Origin of the sequence: Pseudomonas cyclaminis, assembly GCF_015163715.1 — a bacterium.
GTDB lineage: Bacteria > Pseudomonadota > Gammaproteobacteria > Pseudomonadales > Pseudomonadaceae > Aquipseudomonas > Aquipseudomonas cyclaminis.
Genome location: NZ_JADDUM010000021.1, coordinates 24,608 through 40,707, shown reverse-complemented (window position 1 = coordinate 40,707; position 16,100 = coordinate 24,608). Strand labels below are relative to the sequence as shown.

Annotated in this window: 17 protein-coding genes and 1 riboswitch; of the genes, 4 read left to right on the top strand and 13 right to left on the bottom strand. The window is 61.7% G+C overall.

What is annotated here, in order from left to right; genetic code table 11:
* The 10 genes from IQK56_RS02515 to IQK56_RS02470 form a co-directional block, all read right to left on the bottom strand.
* Positions 1-471 (bottom strand): aminotransferase class I/II-fold pyridoxal phosphate-dependent enzyme (locus tag IQK56_RS02515; RefSeq protein ID WP_193901526.1); only part of this gene is annotated, 471 nt, incomplete at its 3' end.
* Positions 464-1,372 carry an adenosylcobinamide-phosphate synthase CbiB gene (gene cbiB, locus IQK56_RS02510; RefSeq protein WP_193862570.1) on the bottom strand — a complete coding sequence of 303 codons (909 nt, stop codon included), beginning with the start codon at positions 1,370-1,372 and terminating at the stop codon, positions 464-466. The genes cbiB and IQK56_RS02515, both read right to left, overlap by 8 nt.
* On the bottom strand, positions 1,369-2,019 hold the full coding sequence (gene bluB / locus IQK56_RS02505) for a 5,6-dimethylbenzimidazole synthase (protein ID WP_150675859.1): 651 nt from the start codon (positions 2,017-2,019) through the stop codon (positions 1,369-1,371). The genes cbiB and bluB overlap by 4 nt, the downstream gene beginning before the upstream one ends.
* Complete coding sequence (locus IQK56_RS02500; protein WP_193862568.1) at positions 2,016-3,380, bottom strand: cobyrinic acid a,c-diamide synthase CobB; 1,365 nt, start codon at positions 3,378-3,380, stop codon at positions 2,016-2,018. The genes bluB and IQK56_RS02500 overlap by 4 nt, the downstream gene beginning before the upstream one ends.
* Positions 3,377-3,988 (bottom strand): cob(I)yrinic acid a,c-diamide adenosyltransferase, encoded by a 612-nt coding sequence (gene cobO / locus IQK56_RS02495; RefSeq protein ID WP_150760411.1) that lies wholly within the window; start codon positions 3,986-3,988, stop codon positions 3,377-3,379. The genes IQK56_RS02500 and cobO overlap by 4 nt, the downstream gene beginning before the upstream one ends.
* A 79-nt stretch (positions 3,989-4,067) precedes the next feature.
* Positions 4,068-4,320: riboswitch (cobalamin riboswitch) on the bottom strand.
* Positions 4,321-4,374: 54 nt separating this feature from the next.
* On the bottom strand, positions 4,375-4,911 hold the full coding sequence (locus IQK56_RS02490; protein WP_112196391.1) for a C40 family peptidase: 537 nt from the start codon (positions 4,909-4,911) through the stop codon (positions 4,375-4,377).
* 144 nt (positions 4,912-5,055) lie between these two features.
* Positions 5,056-5,700 carry a C40 family peptidase gene (locus IQK56_RS02485; RefSeq protein ID WP_122307940.1) on the bottom strand — a complete coding sequence of 215 codons (645 nt, stop codon included), beginning with the start codon at positions 5,698-5,700 and terminating at the stop codon, positions 5,056-5,058.
* A 213-nt stretch (positions 5,701-5,913) separates the two neighbouring features.
* A complete protein-coding gene (gene hda / locus IQK56_RS02480) occupies positions 5,914-6,618 on the bottom strand; it encodes a DnaA regulatory inactivator Hda (RefSeq protein WP_099584072.1) in 705 nt (234 codons plus the stop codon).
* A gap of 203 nt (positions 6,619-6,821) precedes the next feature.
* A complete protein-coding gene (locus IQK56_RS02475) occupies positions 6,822-7,895 on the bottom strand; it encodes an AI-2E family transporter (RefSeq protein ID WP_032887781.1) in 1,074 nt (357 codons plus the stop codon).
* A gap of 35 nt (positions 7,896-7,930) precedes the next feature.
* Positions 7,931-8,971, bottom strand: a complete 1,041-nt coding sequence (locus tag IQK56_RS02470; RefSeq protein WP_193862566.1) for a DUF2066 domain-containing protein — start codon at positions 8,969-8,971, stop codon at positions 7,931-7,933.
* Between the two features lie 342 nt (positions 8,972-9,313).
* On the opposite strand from IQK56_RS02470, the gene purM reads away from it, so the two are divergent.
* From purM to IQK56_RS02450, 4 genes are all read left to right on the top strand, one after another.
* A complete protein-coding gene (gene purM / locus IQK56_RS02465; protein WP_122307942.1) occupies positions 9,314-10,372 on the top strand; it encodes a phosphoribosylformylglycinamidine cyclo-ligase in 1,059 nt (352 codons plus the stop codon).
* On the top strand, positions 10,372-11,022 hold the full coding sequence (purN, locus tag IQK56_RS02460) for a phosphoribosylglycinamide formyltransferase (protein WP_150675862.1): 651 nt from the start codon (positions 10,372-10,374) through the stop codon (positions 11,020-11,022). Before purM ends, purN begins: the two co-directional genes overlap by 1 nt.
* A gap of 8 nt (positions 11,023-11,030) precedes the next feature.
* Positions 11,031-11,744, top strand: a complete 714-nt coding sequence (locus tag IQK56_RS02455) for a DUF3108 domain-containing protein (protein ID WP_122305467.1) — start codon at positions 11,031-11,033, stop codon at positions 11,742-11,744.
* A gap of 271 nt (positions 11,745-12,015) precedes the next feature.
* Positions 12,016-12,204 (top strand): hypothetical protein, encoded by a 189-nt coding sequence (locus IQK56_RS02450; RefSeq protein ID WP_003175379.1) that lies wholly within the window; start codon positions 12,016-12,018, stop codon positions 12,202-12,204.
* A gap of 178 nt (positions 12,205-12,382) precedes the next feature.
* On the opposite strand, the gene IQK56_RS02445 is transcribed toward IQK56_RS02450, so the two are convergent.
* The 3 genes from IQK56_RS02445 to relA are packed head-to-tail and all read right to left on the bottom strand — an operon-like array spanning position 12,383 to position 16,030.
* Positions 12,383-12,928, bottom strand: a complete 546-nt coding sequence (locus tag IQK56_RS02445) for a DUF2058 domain-containing protein (RefSeq protein ID WP_150675863.1) — start codon at positions 12,926-12,928, stop codon at positions 12,383-12,385.
* 25 nt (positions 12,929-12,953) lie between these two features.
* Complete coding sequence (mazG, locus tag IQK56_RS02440) at positions 12,954-13,787, bottom strand: nucleoside triphosphate pyrophosphohydrolase (RefSeq protein ID WP_150760435.1); 834 nt, start codon at positions 13,785-13,787, stop codon at positions 12,954-12,956.
* Positions 13,787-16,030, bottom strand: a complete 2,244-nt coding sequence (relA, locus tag IQK56_RS02435) for a GTP diphosphokinase (RefSeq protein WP_099584066.1) — start codon at positions 16,028-16,030, stop codon at positions 13,787-13,789. Before relA ends, mazG begins: the two co-directional genes overlap by 1 nt.
* Positions 16,031-16,100 lie beyond the last annotated feature (70 nt).

Here is a 16,100-nt window from a genome sequence, read left to right as displayed (position 1 = left end):
GCCGCGCTGGGCCAGCCGTGTGTGCCAGTCCAGCAGGCGCTGGGGCGTCAGGCTCTGGCCCGTGGGATTGTTGGGGTTGACCACCACCAAAACGTCGAGGCCGTCGAGGAAGAAGTCGACTTCCTGCTCCTGCACTTCGCGCACCACATACCCGGCGCGGCGCCAGGCTTCGGCATGCTCGGCGTAGCACGGCGAGAGCACACCGACTTTGCCGGACCGGCGCAGGCGCGGCAGCAACTGGATCGCCGCCTGGGAACCGGCCACCGGCAATAAATGCGCGGCACCGTAGTATTCGCTGGCGGCCTGCTCCAAGCCGTCGTCCGTCTCCGGCAACCGCGCCCAGGCCCGCAGGGGAATCTCCGGGATCGGCCAGGGCCAGGGCGCGAGGCCGCTGGACAGGTCGAGCCAATCGGCCTCGGCGATCCCATATTGAATGGACGCCTTACGCAACCGGCCACCGTGTTCAAGCATAGAATTGCGCCCCCGCACATAGGATCAGCAGCCATAACCATACGCCGCGCTGCACCAGTTGCCAGCCTCGGTCGATGGAATCGGCATCCGCCGCCGGGCCTTCGCCCAATTGCGGGCGTTGGTGCACTTCACCGTGATAGATCGCGGCGCCGCCCAATTCAACACCCAACGCGCCTGCGCCGGCCGCCATCACTGGCCCGGCGTTGGGGCTGTCCCAGGTCGGCCCCTGGGTGCGCCAGCATTTGAGGGCCAGGCGGGTGTTGCCAAGTACCGCGTAGGTCAACGCCACCAGGCGTGCAGGAATGTAGTTGAGCGCGTCGTCGATTTTCGCTGCGGCCCAGCCGAAGCGCTCGAAGCGTTCATTGCGATAGCCCCACATGGCGTCGAGGGTGTTGCTCAAGCGGTAGAGCACCACACCCGGCACGCCCGCGACGACAAACCAGAAAATCGCGGCGAATACCGCGTCGCTGCCGTTTTCCAGCACCGATTCGGTGGCGGCGCGGGCAACTTCGGTGCGGTCCAGCTCGCTGGTCTGGCGGCTCACCAGGTAGCTGACCCGTGTGCGCGCTTGATCCAGGTCATCACTGCGCAACGCCTGGGCCACCGGGATCACATGTTCGCCGAGGCTGCGCATGCCGAGGGCGCAGTACAGCGCCAGGATCTCCAGTACCCAGCCGATATACGGCGCCCACGACAAGGCGGTGGCCAGCAGGGTCAACGGCACCACGGCGATAAACCAGGCGGTCACGCCGTGGCTGCGCCAGCCACGACCACCACTATTGAAACGCTGCTCGATGCGCCCGGCGAAATTGCCGAACGCCACCAGCGGATGCCAGCGCCTGGGCTCGCCCAACAGCGCATCCAGCGCCACTGCAGCGACACACAGCAAGGCCACACTCATTGACTCACTCCCCACGTATTCTCATACAACATGTCACTCAGCGGACGCGGTTCGGTCCAGCCTTCGAGCTGCAACATCGGTGCCGGATAGAACTCGGCGACCGGCCCCAGGCACAACACGGCCAGGGGTTTGGCGCCGGGCGGCAGGCCCAGCAGATCGGCCAGGGCCTGGGGTTCGAACAACGACACCCAGCCCATGCCCAGGCCTTCCGCACGAGCGGCCAGCCACAGGTTCTGGATCGCACAGGACAGCGAAGCCATGTCCATTTCCGGCAAGGTGCGCCGGCCGAAGATATGGCGCTCGCGATCATCCATCAACGCCGCCACCAGGACTTCGGCACAGTCATTGATGCCCTCGACCTTGAGTTTCATAAATTCATCGGAGCGCTCGCCCAGGGCCTCGGCGGTGCGCACGCGCTCTTCTTCGACCAGTTGCTGGATCTGCCCGCGCAGGTGGCGGTTGCTGATGCGGATAAAACGCCACGGCTGCATCAGGCCCACACTCGGGGCCTGGTGCGCGGCCTGGAGCATGCGGTGGAGCAACTCCGGGGCGACCGTGCCGCCGCTGAAATGGCGCATGTCGCGGCGCTCGGCGATGGCGCGGTAGACGGCCTGGCGGTCGGACTCGGGGAAGGCGTTGTCTGTCATGGCTTCATCTGGGGCAAGTCGAATCGTCGCACCGCCCCTCCCACATTTCGAATGCATTCCCCTGTGAGAGGCAAAAACAATGCGGCCACCGCAAGCGGGTTCGACGGAAAGTAAAAGTGCACGTAGGAAGCAGTCATGCGCCCTTGTCGGTAAACCGCCTCGGCGCCGCGCCCTCCATTGGGGCTCAGGCCGCGAGCGATGGGCTCCCACGCGGTGGTGGTCAAGGAATGGTGATAGGTATGCCCGCGCAATGTGCCTTCCGGCAACTCGACACTTTGCAGGGCCAGTGCCGCCAGTTTCTTCTGCATCACCGCATCCCCCTGCAACAAGCCAAGCAGTTCGGCGCGATGGCCGTCGACGTCGGTGAGCGAGTCCAGCAGATACAGCATGCCGCCGCACTCAGCGAGCAGCGGTTTACCCGCCGCGTGGTGCGCACGGATGGCATCAAGCATCGAGGTGTTTTGCGCCAGCGCCTGGTGGTGCAATTCCGGGTAACCGCCGGGCAGATAGAGACTGTCGGCGTCAGGCAATGCGGGGTCATGGATCGGCGAGAAAAACGTCAGCTCGGCGCCCATCGCCCGCAACAGGTCGAGGCTGGCACCGTAGGTAAAGGCGAAGGCTTCGTCGCGGGCCACGGCAATGCGGACACCGGCCAACAGCGGCTCGGCGTCGATCACTTCAGGCGCGGCGAAGGTCACCGGTGGCGGCAAGGCGACTTCGCAACTGCTGCCCAAGGCTTGGGCGGCGGCATCCAGGCGTGCATCGAGGTCATTCAGTTCGCTGGCTTGCACCAGCCCCAGATGACGGCTCGGCAGCTCGATTCCGGTCTCGCGGGAGAGCGCGCCGTACCAGCGCAGGCCTTCGGTGAGACTGCCTTCAAGCAACTGCGCATGGCGCAACGTGCCGACGCGGTTGGCCAGCACGCCGGCGAATGGCAGGTCCGGCTGGTAGCGCGCCAGGCCCAGTGCCAGGGCGCCAAAGGTCTGGGCCATGGCGGTGCCATCAATCACGCCCAGCACCGGCACGCCGAAGTGGCGCGCCAGGTCGGCGCTGGAGGGCGTGCCGTCGAACAGGCCCATTACGCCTTCGATCAGGATCAGGTCGGCCTCCCCCGCTGCTTCCCACAGCAGGCGGCGACTTTCCTGTTCGCCCACCATCCACATGTCCAATTGATACACCGGCGCCCCGCTGGCGCGCTCGTGGATCATCGGGTCCAGGAAGTCCGGGCCGCATTTGAACACACGCACCTTGCGCCCCAGGTTGCGGTGCAAACGCGCCAGCGCAGCGGTGACGGTGGTTTTGCCCTGGCCGGACGCCGGTGCGGCGATCAATACGGCTGGGCAATGACGGGGCTGATTCAAAGTTCGACGCCCTTCTGTGCCTTGATACCGGCCTGGAACGCGTGCTTGAGCATGCCCATTTCGGTGACGGTATCGCCCATCTCGATCAGTTCTGGCTTGGCGCCACGGCCGGTGACCACCACGTGCTGCATCGGAGGGCGGGCTTGCAGGTCGCTGAGCACTTGGTCCAGGTCGAGGTAGCCGTGCTTGAGGGCGATGTTCAGTTCGTCCAGCACCACCAGGCCGATGGCTGGGTCTTGCAGCAGTTCGCGGGAGACCGTCCAAGCGGCCTCGGCGGCGGCGATATCGCGCTGGCGGTCCTGGGTTTCCCAGGTAAAACCTTCGCCCATGACGTGGAAACGCACTTGCTCGGGAAAGCGGCGGAAGAACAACTCTTCACCTGTGCTGTTGCGCCCCTTGATGAACTGCACCACGCCGCACTGCATGCCATGGCCCATGGCGCGGGCAAGCATGCCAAACGCCGAGCTGCTCTTGCCTTTGCCATTACCGGTAAGTACCAGCAGCAAGCCGCATTCGTTGGGGGAATTGGCAATGCGCTCGTCGATCACGGCTTTTTTGCGCAGCATGCGCGCCAGGTGGCGTTCGTCGCGGTCGGGGGTATCGGTCATGGCAGCTCTCCGTTGGGGCTGGACAAAAACGGCGGGCAGGAAAAAGAAAAAACAGACAGCCAAGCATCGCCCACCGTGATGCTGTTGGATGATCCAGGCCGGTCTCCGGGCTCATGAGTGGCGCTGCTCTTATGGAGAGCACGCAGGCCAACGCTGCGCCTTCCCATATCGCGAGCGATACAGTGGCAAAAGCAGCGTCTTGACTCATTTACCGTTGCGGGGGCAGCGCCGGAATTGCGGCGGCGCTGTGTACAAGCGCGCTCACTCACCGGCTTCCCTGTTTCACTCTGTCGACCCATGGGCCACAGAGCACCTGGAACAAGCGGCGAAGGTTAGTGGGTTGGGGGGCTAGCTGCAAGCTTCAACCTTGAGGCTTGCAGCGGCTTTTAAGGATTTCGCGCCAGATTGCCTGGCAACACGCGCTTGGCGCTCAGGTAGGCATTCTGCCAATACGCTTTGGACAAGGTATCGAGCTTCACCGTACCGCCGGTTTGCGGCGCATGGACAAAGCGGCCTTCGCCCACGTAGATCCCGGCATGACTGACCTGCGAACCACCGCCGGTGGCGAAGAACAGCAGGTCGCCGGTTTGCAGGTTCTGCTCGCTCACGTCCTGGGCGCGCATCACGATCAGTTCGCGGGTGGTGCGCGGCAGGGAAATCCCGGCGGCATCGCGAAACACAAAGCCGATCAGGCCGCTGCAATCAAAGCCCGAGTCCGGCGTGTTGCCGCCCCAGCGATAAGGCGTGCCGACCAGGCCCAGCGCACGGAAGAGCACGTCTTCGGCAGCAGGTGAGAAATTCTGGGTGGAGTAGTTGAACACCGGCTTGGGCTTGACCGCGACAGGAGCGGGCGGTGGACGGCTGGCGCAAGCGCTGAGCAGCGCGGCGCACACGAGGAGAACAAGGCGGGCTGACGTCGACATGTGCAAAACAATCCTGGTCTGGATGCGGCTTTCGCTGCCGAACGCTGAAAACCAGAACGCGCAAGCAAGGCTCGCGCGAACGGATTACAACAATGTCCAGGGATTCTAGCGCTTACACGTCAAACTTCAAGTATCACTTTAAGTTTACTTGCTAGCGGTAACGGTCGTCGGGGCCATGGCGAGTGCACGCTTGGCTTCGATGAAGGTTTTGCTCCAGTAGCTGTCGCCCAAGCTGTCGACTCGAACACCGCCACTGCGACGGCTGCTGGAGTGGATGAACTGGTTATCGCCCAGGTAGATACCGGCGTGGCTGACACGCCCACGGCCTGCAGTACTGAAGAAAAGCAGATCACCGGGCTTGAGGTTGTTGCGTGCGACCAACGGTGCTTTCACGTTGATCATTTCGCGAGTGGAGCGTGGCAGGTTCATGCCAGCCTCTTCACGAAACAGATAGCCGATGAAACCGCTGCAATCGAAACCGGCTTCAGAGGTACCGCCGAAACGGTAACGGGTACCGATCAGGGACATGCCACGTTCGAGGATGCTGTCGGCCAGAACTGGAAGCTGGTAAGGCTTGTTGCCGGAGAAGTCGGCCAGTTCTTTCTCGGTTGCCTGCTCTTCTTTATAAAGCGCTTCCTGATAGACAGTGGAAGACTGCGCTGCAACGAATTTTGCCTGGGAATGTTGTTGAGGCTTTTGCTGCTCAACCACCTGTTGAGGGTGGGAGGCGCAACCAAACAACAGGGTAACGAGTGCGAGAGGCACGAGGGGTGCGAAGCGATTTAGCATGGGCACGACCGTGGCTGATGTGTAAAGAAGCCGAGACTATGCCCTCTATCACATCGATTTGCAAATTCAATCGTGATCTATGTGACTTCTTGTTTGGACTATGACATCTAAGCCCTTAACACCCTATAGACGCCTTTCGCGTGGCCAAACCGGCCCAAACGCGGGTTTTCTGACGCCTGGAATTTGCCAAAACCCTTGAAAACAAAGGGCGGGCTACCAGCCGAGGGTTTCCTTGAGGAAGGGGATGGTCAGCTTGCGCTGGGCCTGCAAAGAGGCCTGATCGAGCTGTTCGAGCAAGTCGAAAAGCGCACTCATGCTGCGAGTGCCACGGGTGAGGATAAAGTGCCCGACTTCGTCGGTGAGGTGCAGGCCGCGACGGGAGGCGCGCAATTGCAGGGCGCGCAATTTATCTTCGTCGGACAGCGGGCGCATCTGGAAGATCAGTGCCAGGGTCAGGCGCGATTTGAGGTCGGCCAGCTTGACGGGCAACTCGCGCGGCGAGGTGGAAGCAGCGATCAACAAGCGCCGACCGCTGTCACGCAAGCGGTTGAACAGATGAAACAGCGCCTCTTCCCAGTCGGCCTTGCCGGCAATCGCCTGAAGGTCATCCAGGCACACCAGCTCGTATTGCTCAAGGTTATCGAAGATGCCGATGCCGCGGTCCATCAACTCAGCCAAGGGCAGGTACACCGCCGGCTCGCCGATCTGCTCGAAGCGCAGGCAAGCGGCCTGCAACAGGTGAGTACGCCCCACGCCGTGCTTGCCCCACAGATAGATCAGGCTTTCAGTCCACCCGGCGTCGGCTTCGCAGAGCCGCTCGACATAGCCGAGTGCAGCGGCATTGGCGCCTGGGTAGTAATTGATAAAGGTGGCGTCATCACGCAGACGCACACCTAAGGGCAGCTGAATCGGTTTCATGCTGACTGAACGGCTCCCATCGAACCGCTAGTGGCCTCTGTGTAAAGTTTGCAAAGTTTATACCCGTGAAGCCGGGCGCACAATGCAGCAGACCACAAGCAAAATCAAAGGTTTGCGTTAACTTGCCGGTTTTACGCGGATTGTTTGACGCCACCACCCCATAAACGACAAACCCGGCCGGAGCCGGGTTTGTGACGCAGCGGTTAAAGGTCGGGGTCTTCGACGCCCGTGTACACATCCGAATCCTTGTACAGATCGTGCATATGGCGCACCAGCACCATGATCACCGCCGCCACCGGCAATGCCAGCAAGATGCCAGTAAAACCAAACAGCTCGCCGCCCGCCAGGATCGCAAAGATCACCGCCACCGGGTGCAGCCCGATCCGATCGCCCACCAGCAAGGGCGTCAGCACCATGCCTTCAAGGGCCTGGCCGACCATGAACACCGCGACAATCCCGAGCATCGGGTACAGGTCGCCGCCAAATTGGAACAGACCTGCCACCAGCGCCGCACCGATACCAATCACAAAGCCCATATAAGGAACAATGGCGGCCAGACCAGCGATCAAGCCAATCAACAGGCCCAGCTCCAGGCCGATGGCCATCAGGCCGGCGGCGTAGATAACCCCCAGGGCCAACATCACCAACAACTGGCCACGCACGAATGCACCCAGCACTTCATGGCATTCACCGGCCAGGGACACGATGCGCTCCTCACGATCACGCGGCAGCAGGCTACGGATCTTGGCCATCATGATGTCCCAGTCGCGCAGCAGGTAGAACGCAACCACGGGAATCAGCACCAGATTGGTCAACCAGCCGATCAATGCCAGGCTCGACGCCGTGGCCTGACTGAGGATCACGCCGACGATATCGGTGGTTTGCCCCATATGCTCGCTGATCGCCGCCTTGACCTTGTCGAACTTCCAGAAACCGTCCGACAGCCCCAACTTGGCCTGGGCCCACGGCATCGCCGTGTGCTGCAACCAGTCGAGCATCTGCGGCGCCAGTTCATAGAGGCGAAACAGTTGCTTGGCCAGCATCGGTACCAGCACCAACACCAGCGCGGTGATGATCAAGGTGAACAGCGCAAACACTGCCACCACGCCCAAGGTCCGCGACAGGCCGGCTTTCTCCAGGCGATCCACCACCGGATCGAACAGATAGGCCAGCAACAACGCAACCAGGAACGGCGTCAGGATCGAATGCAGCAAGAACACAAAAACGCACAGCAGGACGATCCCGCCAAGCCACACCCAACGACGCGTATCCGCCATAAGCCACTCCATTGTTTCTATATAAGGAAGAACTGTTACCAACGAAAACGCAGTTGGGCCTGAGGCTCAGGTGCGACAGCCGGTTGCGCGCCTTCAGCGACCGGCTGCGCGGCCTGCGCCTCACCCGCAGGAATCTCCTGCAGCTTGGCCAGGCTCAACTGGGTGCGCAACTGATCGGCGCTGCCGTTGACCCGGTACACAATGCGGTTGCCATCCACCCACTGCGGCTGGCCACCAAAGGGCTCCAGCAGATGACCCAGCGCGGCATAACGCTCCAGGGTCATCCCCTGCACTTCCAGCAATTGTTCGCTGCTCACACCCGGCTTGACCGCAAAACGCGGCGCCAGTTTTTGACTGACCGCCAGCATCACGGCATCGGCGACCGCGCCGGTGTCGGCGCCCTGGACAGTGCCCTGATCGCTCTTCTCACCCAGCCACAGACGCCATTTGGCCTGCCATTGATTGCCTTCCTGACGTGCGTGCACGGCGAGCAAGGCGTCAGCGCCATAACGCTCGGACGCGGCGCGCAACGGCGTGGCATCGGCACTCTCCAGGTTCGGCGCCGTGGCGACGACCTGCTCATCCAGATCCCCCAGCGGCAGACGCAACGGCAAGCCACGGTGTTGCGCGGCACGCCGCAGCGCCTGGGCGACGGTCTGGCCATCCCCCACCAGGCTGCTGCCTTCGGTGGAGTCGTTCAGCCACCAACCGAGGATCGACGGCCGATTGCTGCCCCAGATCGACAGGCCCGCATCACGCAGCGCACGGTCAGTGGTGACGGGGTCGAAGTCCACTTGCAGGCTCTCGGGCGGGCCTGCGTCGTAGCCGTACTGGGTGATGATTTGCTGCGGATCCTTGCGAATCGCCGCCAGGCCTGCGCCATCGGCGGCCTTGGCGTCGCCGGTCAGGCGGATCACCAGGGTCTGCACAGCGCGCTGGGTCGCCTGGTCGCGCTCCTGGGGCGATTGGCTGCTGACAGGTTCAAGTACTTGATAGAGGCCATTGAGGGTTTCGGCATGACTCGCCAGGCTGACCAACGACAAGCAGCCCACAAAGAAGAATTTACACAGACGCATGGAAGATTCCCGAACGACAAATTTAGCGGCTGGAACAGACCGCGTGAACTCGGTTTGCCATGGCTGTGACCACGGCGACCGGCAAAACATTCACAGGGTCCTGGTAAGTTTTCATGCTGTCATAACGATAGCGGGTTCAAGGCTATACCTTAATACGCACCACGGCTGAGGCGATTAGCATTTTTTTAACCTATATGGCCCTGCCCGTCGCCCGAGGATGGCCGCTGCCCCTCAAGCCTGATAAAATCGCGCGCCTTCGCAGACCGTCCCCGGCTGGGCCTTTTACCAAAAGCGCCTGCCCGCTCGGTCGTTACCCCTGAATCCCCCCTAAAGGCCTGGATCATGAGCAAGCAACCCTCCCTGAGCTACAAGGACGCCGGTGTAGACATCGACGCCGGTGAAGCATTGGTCGAACGCATCAAGAGCGTCGCCAAGCGCACTGCGCGCCCCGAAGTCATGGGCGGCCTGGGCGGTTTTGGCGCCCTCTGCGAAATCCCGGCCGGCTACAAGCAGCCTGTTCTGGTGTCCGGCACCGACGGCGTGGGCACCAAGCTGCGCCTGGCACTGAACCTGAACAAGCACGACAGCATCGGCATCGACCTGGTTGCCATGTGCGTCAACGACCTGGTGGTATGCGGCGCTGAGCCGTTGTTCTTCCTGGACTACTACGCCACCGGCAAGCTCAACGTCGAGACCGCTACCCAAGTGGTTACCGGCATTGGCGCGGGTTGCGAACTGTCGGGTTGCTCCCTGGTCGGCGGCGAAACCGCTGAAATGCCAGGCATGTACGAAGGCGAAGACTACGACCTGGCCGGTTTCTGCGTCGGCGTTGTCGAGAAAGCCGACATCATCGACGGCTCCAAAGTGGCTGCCGGCGACGCCCTGCTCGCCCTGCCGTCCTCCGGCCCGCACTCCAACGGCTACTCGCTGATCCGCAAGATCATCGAAGTGTCCGGCGCCGACATCGAGAACATCCAACTCGACGGCAAGCCGCTGACCGACCTGCTGATGGCCCCGACCCGCATCTACGTCAAGCCACTGCTCAAGCTGATCAAGGACACCGGCGCGGTCAAGGCCATGGCCCACATCACTGGCGGCGGCCTGCTGGACAACATCCCGCGCGTGCTGCCAAAAGGCGCCCAGGCGATTGTCGACGTGGCCAGCTGGACTCGCCCGGCTGTGTTCGACTGGCTGCAAGAGAAAGGCAACGTCAACGAAACCGAAATGCACCGCGTGCTCAACTGCGGCGTGGGCATGGTGATCTGCGTGGCGCAAGAGCACGTGGAAACCGCGCTGAACGTCCTGCGTGAAGCCGGCGAGCAGCCTTGGGTCATCGGTCAGATCGCCACCGCACCGGAAGGCGCGGCCCAGGTTGAACTGAAGAACCTCAAGGCTCATTAATGTCCCAGACCTGTGATGTCGTGGTGCTGCTCTCCGGCACCGGCAGTAACTTGCAGGCCCTGATCGACAGCACGCGCACCGGCGACAGCCCGGTGCGCATCGCGGCGGTGATCTCCAACCGCAGCGACGCCTACGGCCTGCAACGCGCCAGGGACGCGGGTATCGATACCCGCTCGCTGGATCACAAGGCTTTCGAGGGCCGCGAGGCCTTCGACAGCGCCTTGGTCGAACTCATCGACGCCTTCAATCCCAAACTCGTGGTACTGGCTGGTTTCATGCGCATTCTCAGCGCTGATTTCGTACGGCATTACGACGGGCGCCTGCTGAATATCCACCCTTCCCTGCTGCCCAAATACAAAGGCATGCACACCCATCAGCGCGCCCTCGACGCCGGTGACAGTGAGCATGGCTGCAGCGTGCACTTTGTCACCGAGGAACTCGATGGCGGGCCTCTGGTCGTACAGGCAGTGGTTCCGGTAGAGTCTGACGACTCGGCGCAGACACTTGCGCAACGGGTTCATACCCAGGAACACAGGATTTACCCGCTGGCTGTGCGCTGGTTTGCCGAGGGGCGGTTGATTCTCGGTGACCAGGGTGCATTATTGGACGGTCAGTTACTCGCGGCCAGCGGCCACTTGATTCGAACCTAGGAGATTTTATGCGTCGCGCCTTGCTCTTCGCTTTTGCGCTGTTCGCCTTGCCTGCCGTGCAAGCGGCAGACCTTCACCCCTTCTCCGTCAGCTACACCGCCGACTGGAAACAGTTGCCCATGAGTGGTTCGGCTGAACGCAGCCTGACCAAGAATGACAACGGCACCTGGACCTTGAACTTCAAGGCTTCCATGATGATCGCCAGCCTGACCGAAACCAGCGTGATCCTGTTTGACAAGGACACCCTGCAACCGAAGAGCTACACCTTCGAACGCGGCGGCCTGGGCAAGGCGAAGAAGATCAACCTGGACTTCGACCAGACCGCCAAGAAAGTCACCGGCTTTGAAAACAAAGACCCGGTCAACGTGCCCCTGCAAAGCGGCATGCTCGACAAGTCGACCTACCAGCTGGCATTGCAACGCGATGTGGCGGCCGGCAAGAAGAGCATGAGCTACAACGTGGTGGAAGGCACCGACGTCGACACCTACGACTTCCGCGTGATCGGCCCGGAAAAGGTCCAGACCAAAGTAGGCTCCATCGACGCGATCAAGGTCGAGCGCGTGCGTGACCCGACCCAAAGCAAGCGCATCACCCAGATGTGGTTTGCCAAGGACCAGGGCGGCATCCTGGTTGCCCTGCGTCAGGTTGAGACTGATGGCAAGGAGTACAACATCATGCTGCAGGACGGTACCGTTGACGGCAAGGCTGTCAAAGGCAACTGAGTGCGCGGATGTTGTTGAACAAGAGCCTCGCGGAATGCGGGGCTTTTTTTCGCCTGGAGGTTTTGCCTTGAAGCTTCTGGCGCTATCGGGGGCAAGCCCCTCCCACACTGGGCCGGGTTCCGGCATGAGAATGCGGTCGAATGTGGGAGGTCGCCCAACATGAAACTTCTGTCATAAACCGCAAAAGCGGTTTACTTAGCAAGCTAACAAATCGTATAAAAAAGGCCTGCGACGACTTGCCGCAGGCCCTACCAGAGATTGGAGCAAGCAGATGACTGTAAAAGTGACTGAACGCGACGACGAACATATGTCCCACGAAGCACTGGGCCATGGGATTCACATCTGGGATGTACACCAGCAAGACCTGCTGGTCGGCATGTTTCACAATGAGAGCGACGCTCATAATTATAAAAACGAGCTTGAATCGCTTGAGATGAAACGCCAGGCACAAAGCTCCTGAAGCTACCTTGTAGTGAGCGGGCTTGCCCCGCGCTGGGTGGCGAAGCCGCCCCACTAAAAACGCCGCATTCTTTCAGAGAGAATGCGGCGTTTGGTTTTCAGGGCCGCTTCGCAGCCCAACGCAGGGCAAGCCTGCTCACCACAGGCAAGCCCGCTCAGCACAATTGGTTGCTACCGCCTTACCACATCAGGTCATCCGGGATCTGGTACGCCGCGTATGGATCGTCCTCATCCGGAACCTGGCTTTCGGTGAGGATATTGAGCTGCACGATGCGCTCCGGGGCGCGCTCCTGGATTTTCAGCGCCGCTTCACGCGGGATCACCTCGTAACCGCCACCGTGGTGCACGATGGCCAGGGAGCCGTTGCTCAGCTTGTTGCGCATCAGCGTGTTGACCGACAGGCGCTTGACCTTCTTGTCATCCACGAAGTTGTAGTAGTCCTCGGTGGTCAGCTTGGGCAGGCGCGACGTTTCGATCAATTGCTTGACCTGGGCCGTGCGGGCCTTGGCCTCGGCTTTTTCCTGATGCTGGCGGTTCAGCTCCTGGTCGCGCTTGACCTTCTCGGCGTGCGCCTCAATGGCCAGGCGAGCCTGGGTGTCATCCGCCTCGATCTGGCCTTTGTGGACCAGGCGCTGCTGCTTCTGTTTATCTTTGCCGACCTGCTTGGCCTGCTTTTGGTTGACCAGACCTGCTTTGAGCAACTGGTCGCGAAGGGAAAGGCTCATGGTGCTTACTCACTTAGGCAACTGCTCAACCGCAGCTGGACACGTTCTTTTCCTGACGTTTGGCTTCGCCCCACAGGGCGTCCAACTCTTCGAGGGTGCAATCTTCTATGGGACGACGGGTGTCGCGCAATGCCTGTTCGATAAATCGGAAACGTCGTTCGAACTTGGCATTGGCGCCACGCAGCGCGGTTTCCGGGTCGACCTTGAGGTGACGGGCCAGGTTGACCGCCGCAAACAGCAGGTCACCGACTTCATCGGCAATGGCCACCGAGTCGTTGTCGGCCATGGCTTCGAGCACTTCATCCAGCTCTTCGCGCACGTTGTCCACCACCGGCAAGGCCGATGGCCAGTCGAAACCAACCTGGCTGGCGCGCTTTTGCAACTTGGCGGCACGGGATAAGGACGGCAGCGCGGTGGGCACATCATCGAGCAGGGACAATTGCTCCGGCGCGTCGGATTTTTCCGCACGCTCCTCGGCCTTGATCTGCTCCCAGCGTTTCTTGACCTGCTCCTCGCTCAACTGCGGGATATCCAGCGGCGCGTACAGATCGCCGGTGGGGAACACGTGAGGATGGCGTCGGATCAGCTTGCGCGTGATGCCGTCGATCACACCGGCAAATTCGAAACGCCCTTCTTCCCGCGCCAGCTGGCTGTAATAGACCACCTGGAACAGCAAGTCGCCCAGCTCACCTTGCAGGTGATCGAAGTCGCCACGCTCGATGGCGTCGGCCACTTCATAGGCTTCTTCCAGGGTGTGCGGGACGATGGTCGCGTAGGTTTGCTTAATGTCCCACGGGCACCCGTATTTCGGGTCCCGCAGGCGGCTCATCAGGTGCAGCAGGTCTTCCAGCGAATACATCATGGTGTGCGGTTACGCCGTGTCTCGATGATGTTCGGCAACTGGGAAATCCGCCCCAGCAACCGGCCTAATGCGTCCAATCCCGGAATCTCGATGGTCAGGGACATCAACGCGGTGTTGTCCTCTTTGTTCGAGCGGGTGTTGACCGCCAGCACGTTGATCCGCTCATTGAGCAGCACTTGCGACACGTCCCGCAGCAAGCCGGAACGGTCGTAGGCACGGATGATGATGTCCACCGGGTAGGTGAGCACCGGCACCGGGCCCCAGCTGACCTGGATAATCCGCTCCGGCTCGCGCCCGCCCAGTTGCAGCACCGAGGCGCAGTCCTGGCGGTGAATGCTGACGCCACGGCCTTGGGTGATGTAGCCGACGATGGCATCCCCCGGCAACGGCTGGCAGCATCCGGCGATTTGCGTCAGCAGGTTGCCCACGCCCTGGATCTGGATATCGCCGCGCTTGCCGGGCTTATAGCCGGTGGCTTTGCGCGGGATCAGCTCAAGCTGTTCGTTGCCGCGTTCCGGCTCGACCAGTTGCTGGGCCAGGTTGACCAGTTGCGCCAGGCGCAGGTCGCCGGCCCCGAGGGCGGCAAACATGTCTTCGGCGATCTTCATGTTGGCTTTTTCGGCCAGCTTGTCGAAGTCCACCTGAGGCAGGCCCAGGCGGCCCAGTTCGCGTTCGAGCAGGGTCTTGCCGGCAGCGACGTTCTGGTCCCGCGCCTGCAACTTGAACCAGTGGACGATCTTCGCCCGCGCCCGCGACGTGGTGATGTAGCCCAGGTTCGGGTTCAGCCAGTCGCGGCTCGGCGTACCGTGCTTGCTGGTGATGATCTCGACCTGTTCACCGGTCTGCAGGCTGTAGTTGAGCGGCACGATGCGCCCGTTGATCTTGGCGCCCCGGCAGTTGTGGCCGATCTCGGTGTGCACGCGGTAGGCGAAGTCCAGGGGCGTGGAGCCTTTGGGCAAGTCGATGGCGTGGCCGTCGGGGGTGAAGATGTAGACCCGGTCCGGCTCGATATCCACCCGCAGTTGTTCGGCCAGGCCGCCGATGTCGCCGAGTTCTTCATGCCATTCCAGCACTTGGCGCAGCCAGGAGATTTTCTCTTCGTACTGGTTGGAGCCGGCCTTGACGTCGGTGCCCTTGTAGCGCCAGTGCGCGCACACCCCCAGCTCTGCTTCTTCATGCATGGCATGGGTGCGGATCTGCACTTCGAGCACCTTGCCCTCGGGACCGATCACCGCCGTGTGCAGCGAGCGATAGCCGTTTTCCTTGGGGTTGGCGATGTAGTCGTCGAACTCTTTGGGAATGTGCCGCCACAGGGTGTGGACGATGCCCAGCGCGGTGTAGCAGTCGCGCATTTCCGGCACCAGCACACGCACCGCACGCACGTCGTAGATCTGGCTGAAGGCCAGGCCCTTGCGCTGCATTTTGCGCCAGATGGAATAGATATGCTTGGCGCGGCCGCTGATGTCGGCGTCGACACCGGTGGCTTGCAACTCGGCGCGCAACTGGCCCATCACGTCGCTGATAAAGCGCTCGCGGTCGAGCCGCCGCTCATGCAGCAACGTGGCAATCTGTTTGTATTGATCGGGTTCCAGGTAACGGAAGGACAAGTCCTCCAGTTCCCACTTGATATGGCCGATGCCCAGGCGATGGGCCAACGGCGCGTAGATGTCGAAGACTTCGCGGGCAACGCGATTGCGTTTCTCGTCGTCGGCGGTTTTCACCGCACGGATCGCGCAGGTGCGTTCGGCCAGTTTGATCAGGGCGACGCGTACGTCGTCGACCATGGCGACCAGCATCTTGCGCAGGTTCTCGACCTGGCCCTGGGTGCCCAGCACCATGGACTGGCGCGGGCTGAGGCTGGCGCTGATGGCCGCCATGCGCAGCACGCCGTCGATCAGTTTGGCCACCACCGCGCCGAAACGCTGGCTGACGGTCGGCAACTGGATGTGCCCTTCACGCACGCCGCGATACAGCACGGCGGCGATCAGCGAATCCTGGTCCAGCTTGAGATCGGCAAGGATCTCGGCGATCTCCAGCCCGGTGCGAAAGCTGGAGGTACCTTCGGCCCACAGGTTCTTGGCCGCATTGTCTTGCTGCTCAGACTCGCGAGCGAACTCGCAGGCTGCTTTCAAGGCTTCACGGTCCAGTGCCGGGTCGACACTGATGGCATGATCCAGCCATGCCTCCAGGTTGATACTGCCGTCAGTGTTGATCGGCTGGTGTGCTCTCACCTGTACCATCTTGCTTACCTTCCCTACGACGCACCTTGGATGCGCCAAAAATCATGCCGACCTTTTGCTGCAAACTCCC

Coding starts and splice junctions, on each gene's coding strand:
- cbiB (WP_193862570.1), bottom strand. CDS start 1,372: ATGAGTGTGGCCTTGCTGTGTGTCGCTGCAGTGGCGCTGGATGCGCTG.
- bluB (WP_150675859.1), bottom strand. CDS start 2,019: ATGACAGACAACGCCTTCCCCGAGTCCGACCGCCAGGCCGTCTACCGC.
- cobO (WP_150760411.1), bottom strand. CDS start 3,988: ATGACCGATACCCCCGACCGCGACGAACGCCACCTGGCGCGCATGCTG.
- IQK56_RS02490 (WP_112196391.1), bottom strand. CDS start 4,911: ATGTCGACGTCAGCCCGCCTTGTTCTCCTCGTGTGCGCCGCGCTGCTC.
- IQK56_RS02485 (WP_122307940.1), bottom strand. CDS start 5,700: ATGCTAAATCGCTTCGCACCCCTCGTGCCTCTCGCACTCGTTACCCTG.
- hda (WP_099584072.1), bottom strand. CDS start 6,618: ATGAAACCGATTCAGCTGCCCTTAGGTGTGCGTCTGCGTGATGACGCC.
- IQK56_RS02475 (WP_032887781.1), bottom strand. CDS start 7,895: ATGGCGGATACGCGTCGTTGGGTGTGGCTTGGCGGGATCGTCCTGCTG.
- IQK56_RS02470 (WP_193862566.1), bottom strand. CDS start 8,971: ATGCGTCTGTGTAAATTCTTCTTTGTGGGCTGCTTGTCGTTGGTCAGC.
- purM (WP_122307942.1), top strand. CDS start 9,314: ATGAGCAAGCAACCCTCCCTGAGCTACAAGGACGCCGGTGTAGACATC.
- purN (WP_150675862.1), top strand. CDS start 10,372: ATGTCCCAGACCTGTGATGTCGTGGTGCTGCTCTCCGGCACCGGCAGT.
- IQK56_RS02455 (WP_122305467.1), top strand. CDS start 11,031: ATGCGTCGCGCCTTGCTCTTCGCTTTTGCGCTGTTCGCCTTGCCTGCC.
- IQK56_RS02450 (WP_003175379.1), top strand. CDS start 12,016: ATGACTGTAAAAGTGACTGAACGCGACGACGAACATATGTCCCACGAA.
- IQK56_RS02445 (WP_150675863.1), bottom strand. CDS start 12,928: ATGAGCCTTTCCCTTCGCGACCAGTTGCTCAAAGCAGGTCTGGTCAAC.
- mazG (WP_150760435.1), bottom strand. CDS start 13,787: ATGTATTCGCTGGAAGACCTGCTGCACCTGATGAGCCGCCTGCGGGAC.
- relA (WP_099584066.1), bottom strand. CDS start 16,030: ATGGTACAGGTGAGAGCACACCAGCCGATCAACACTGACGGCAGTATC.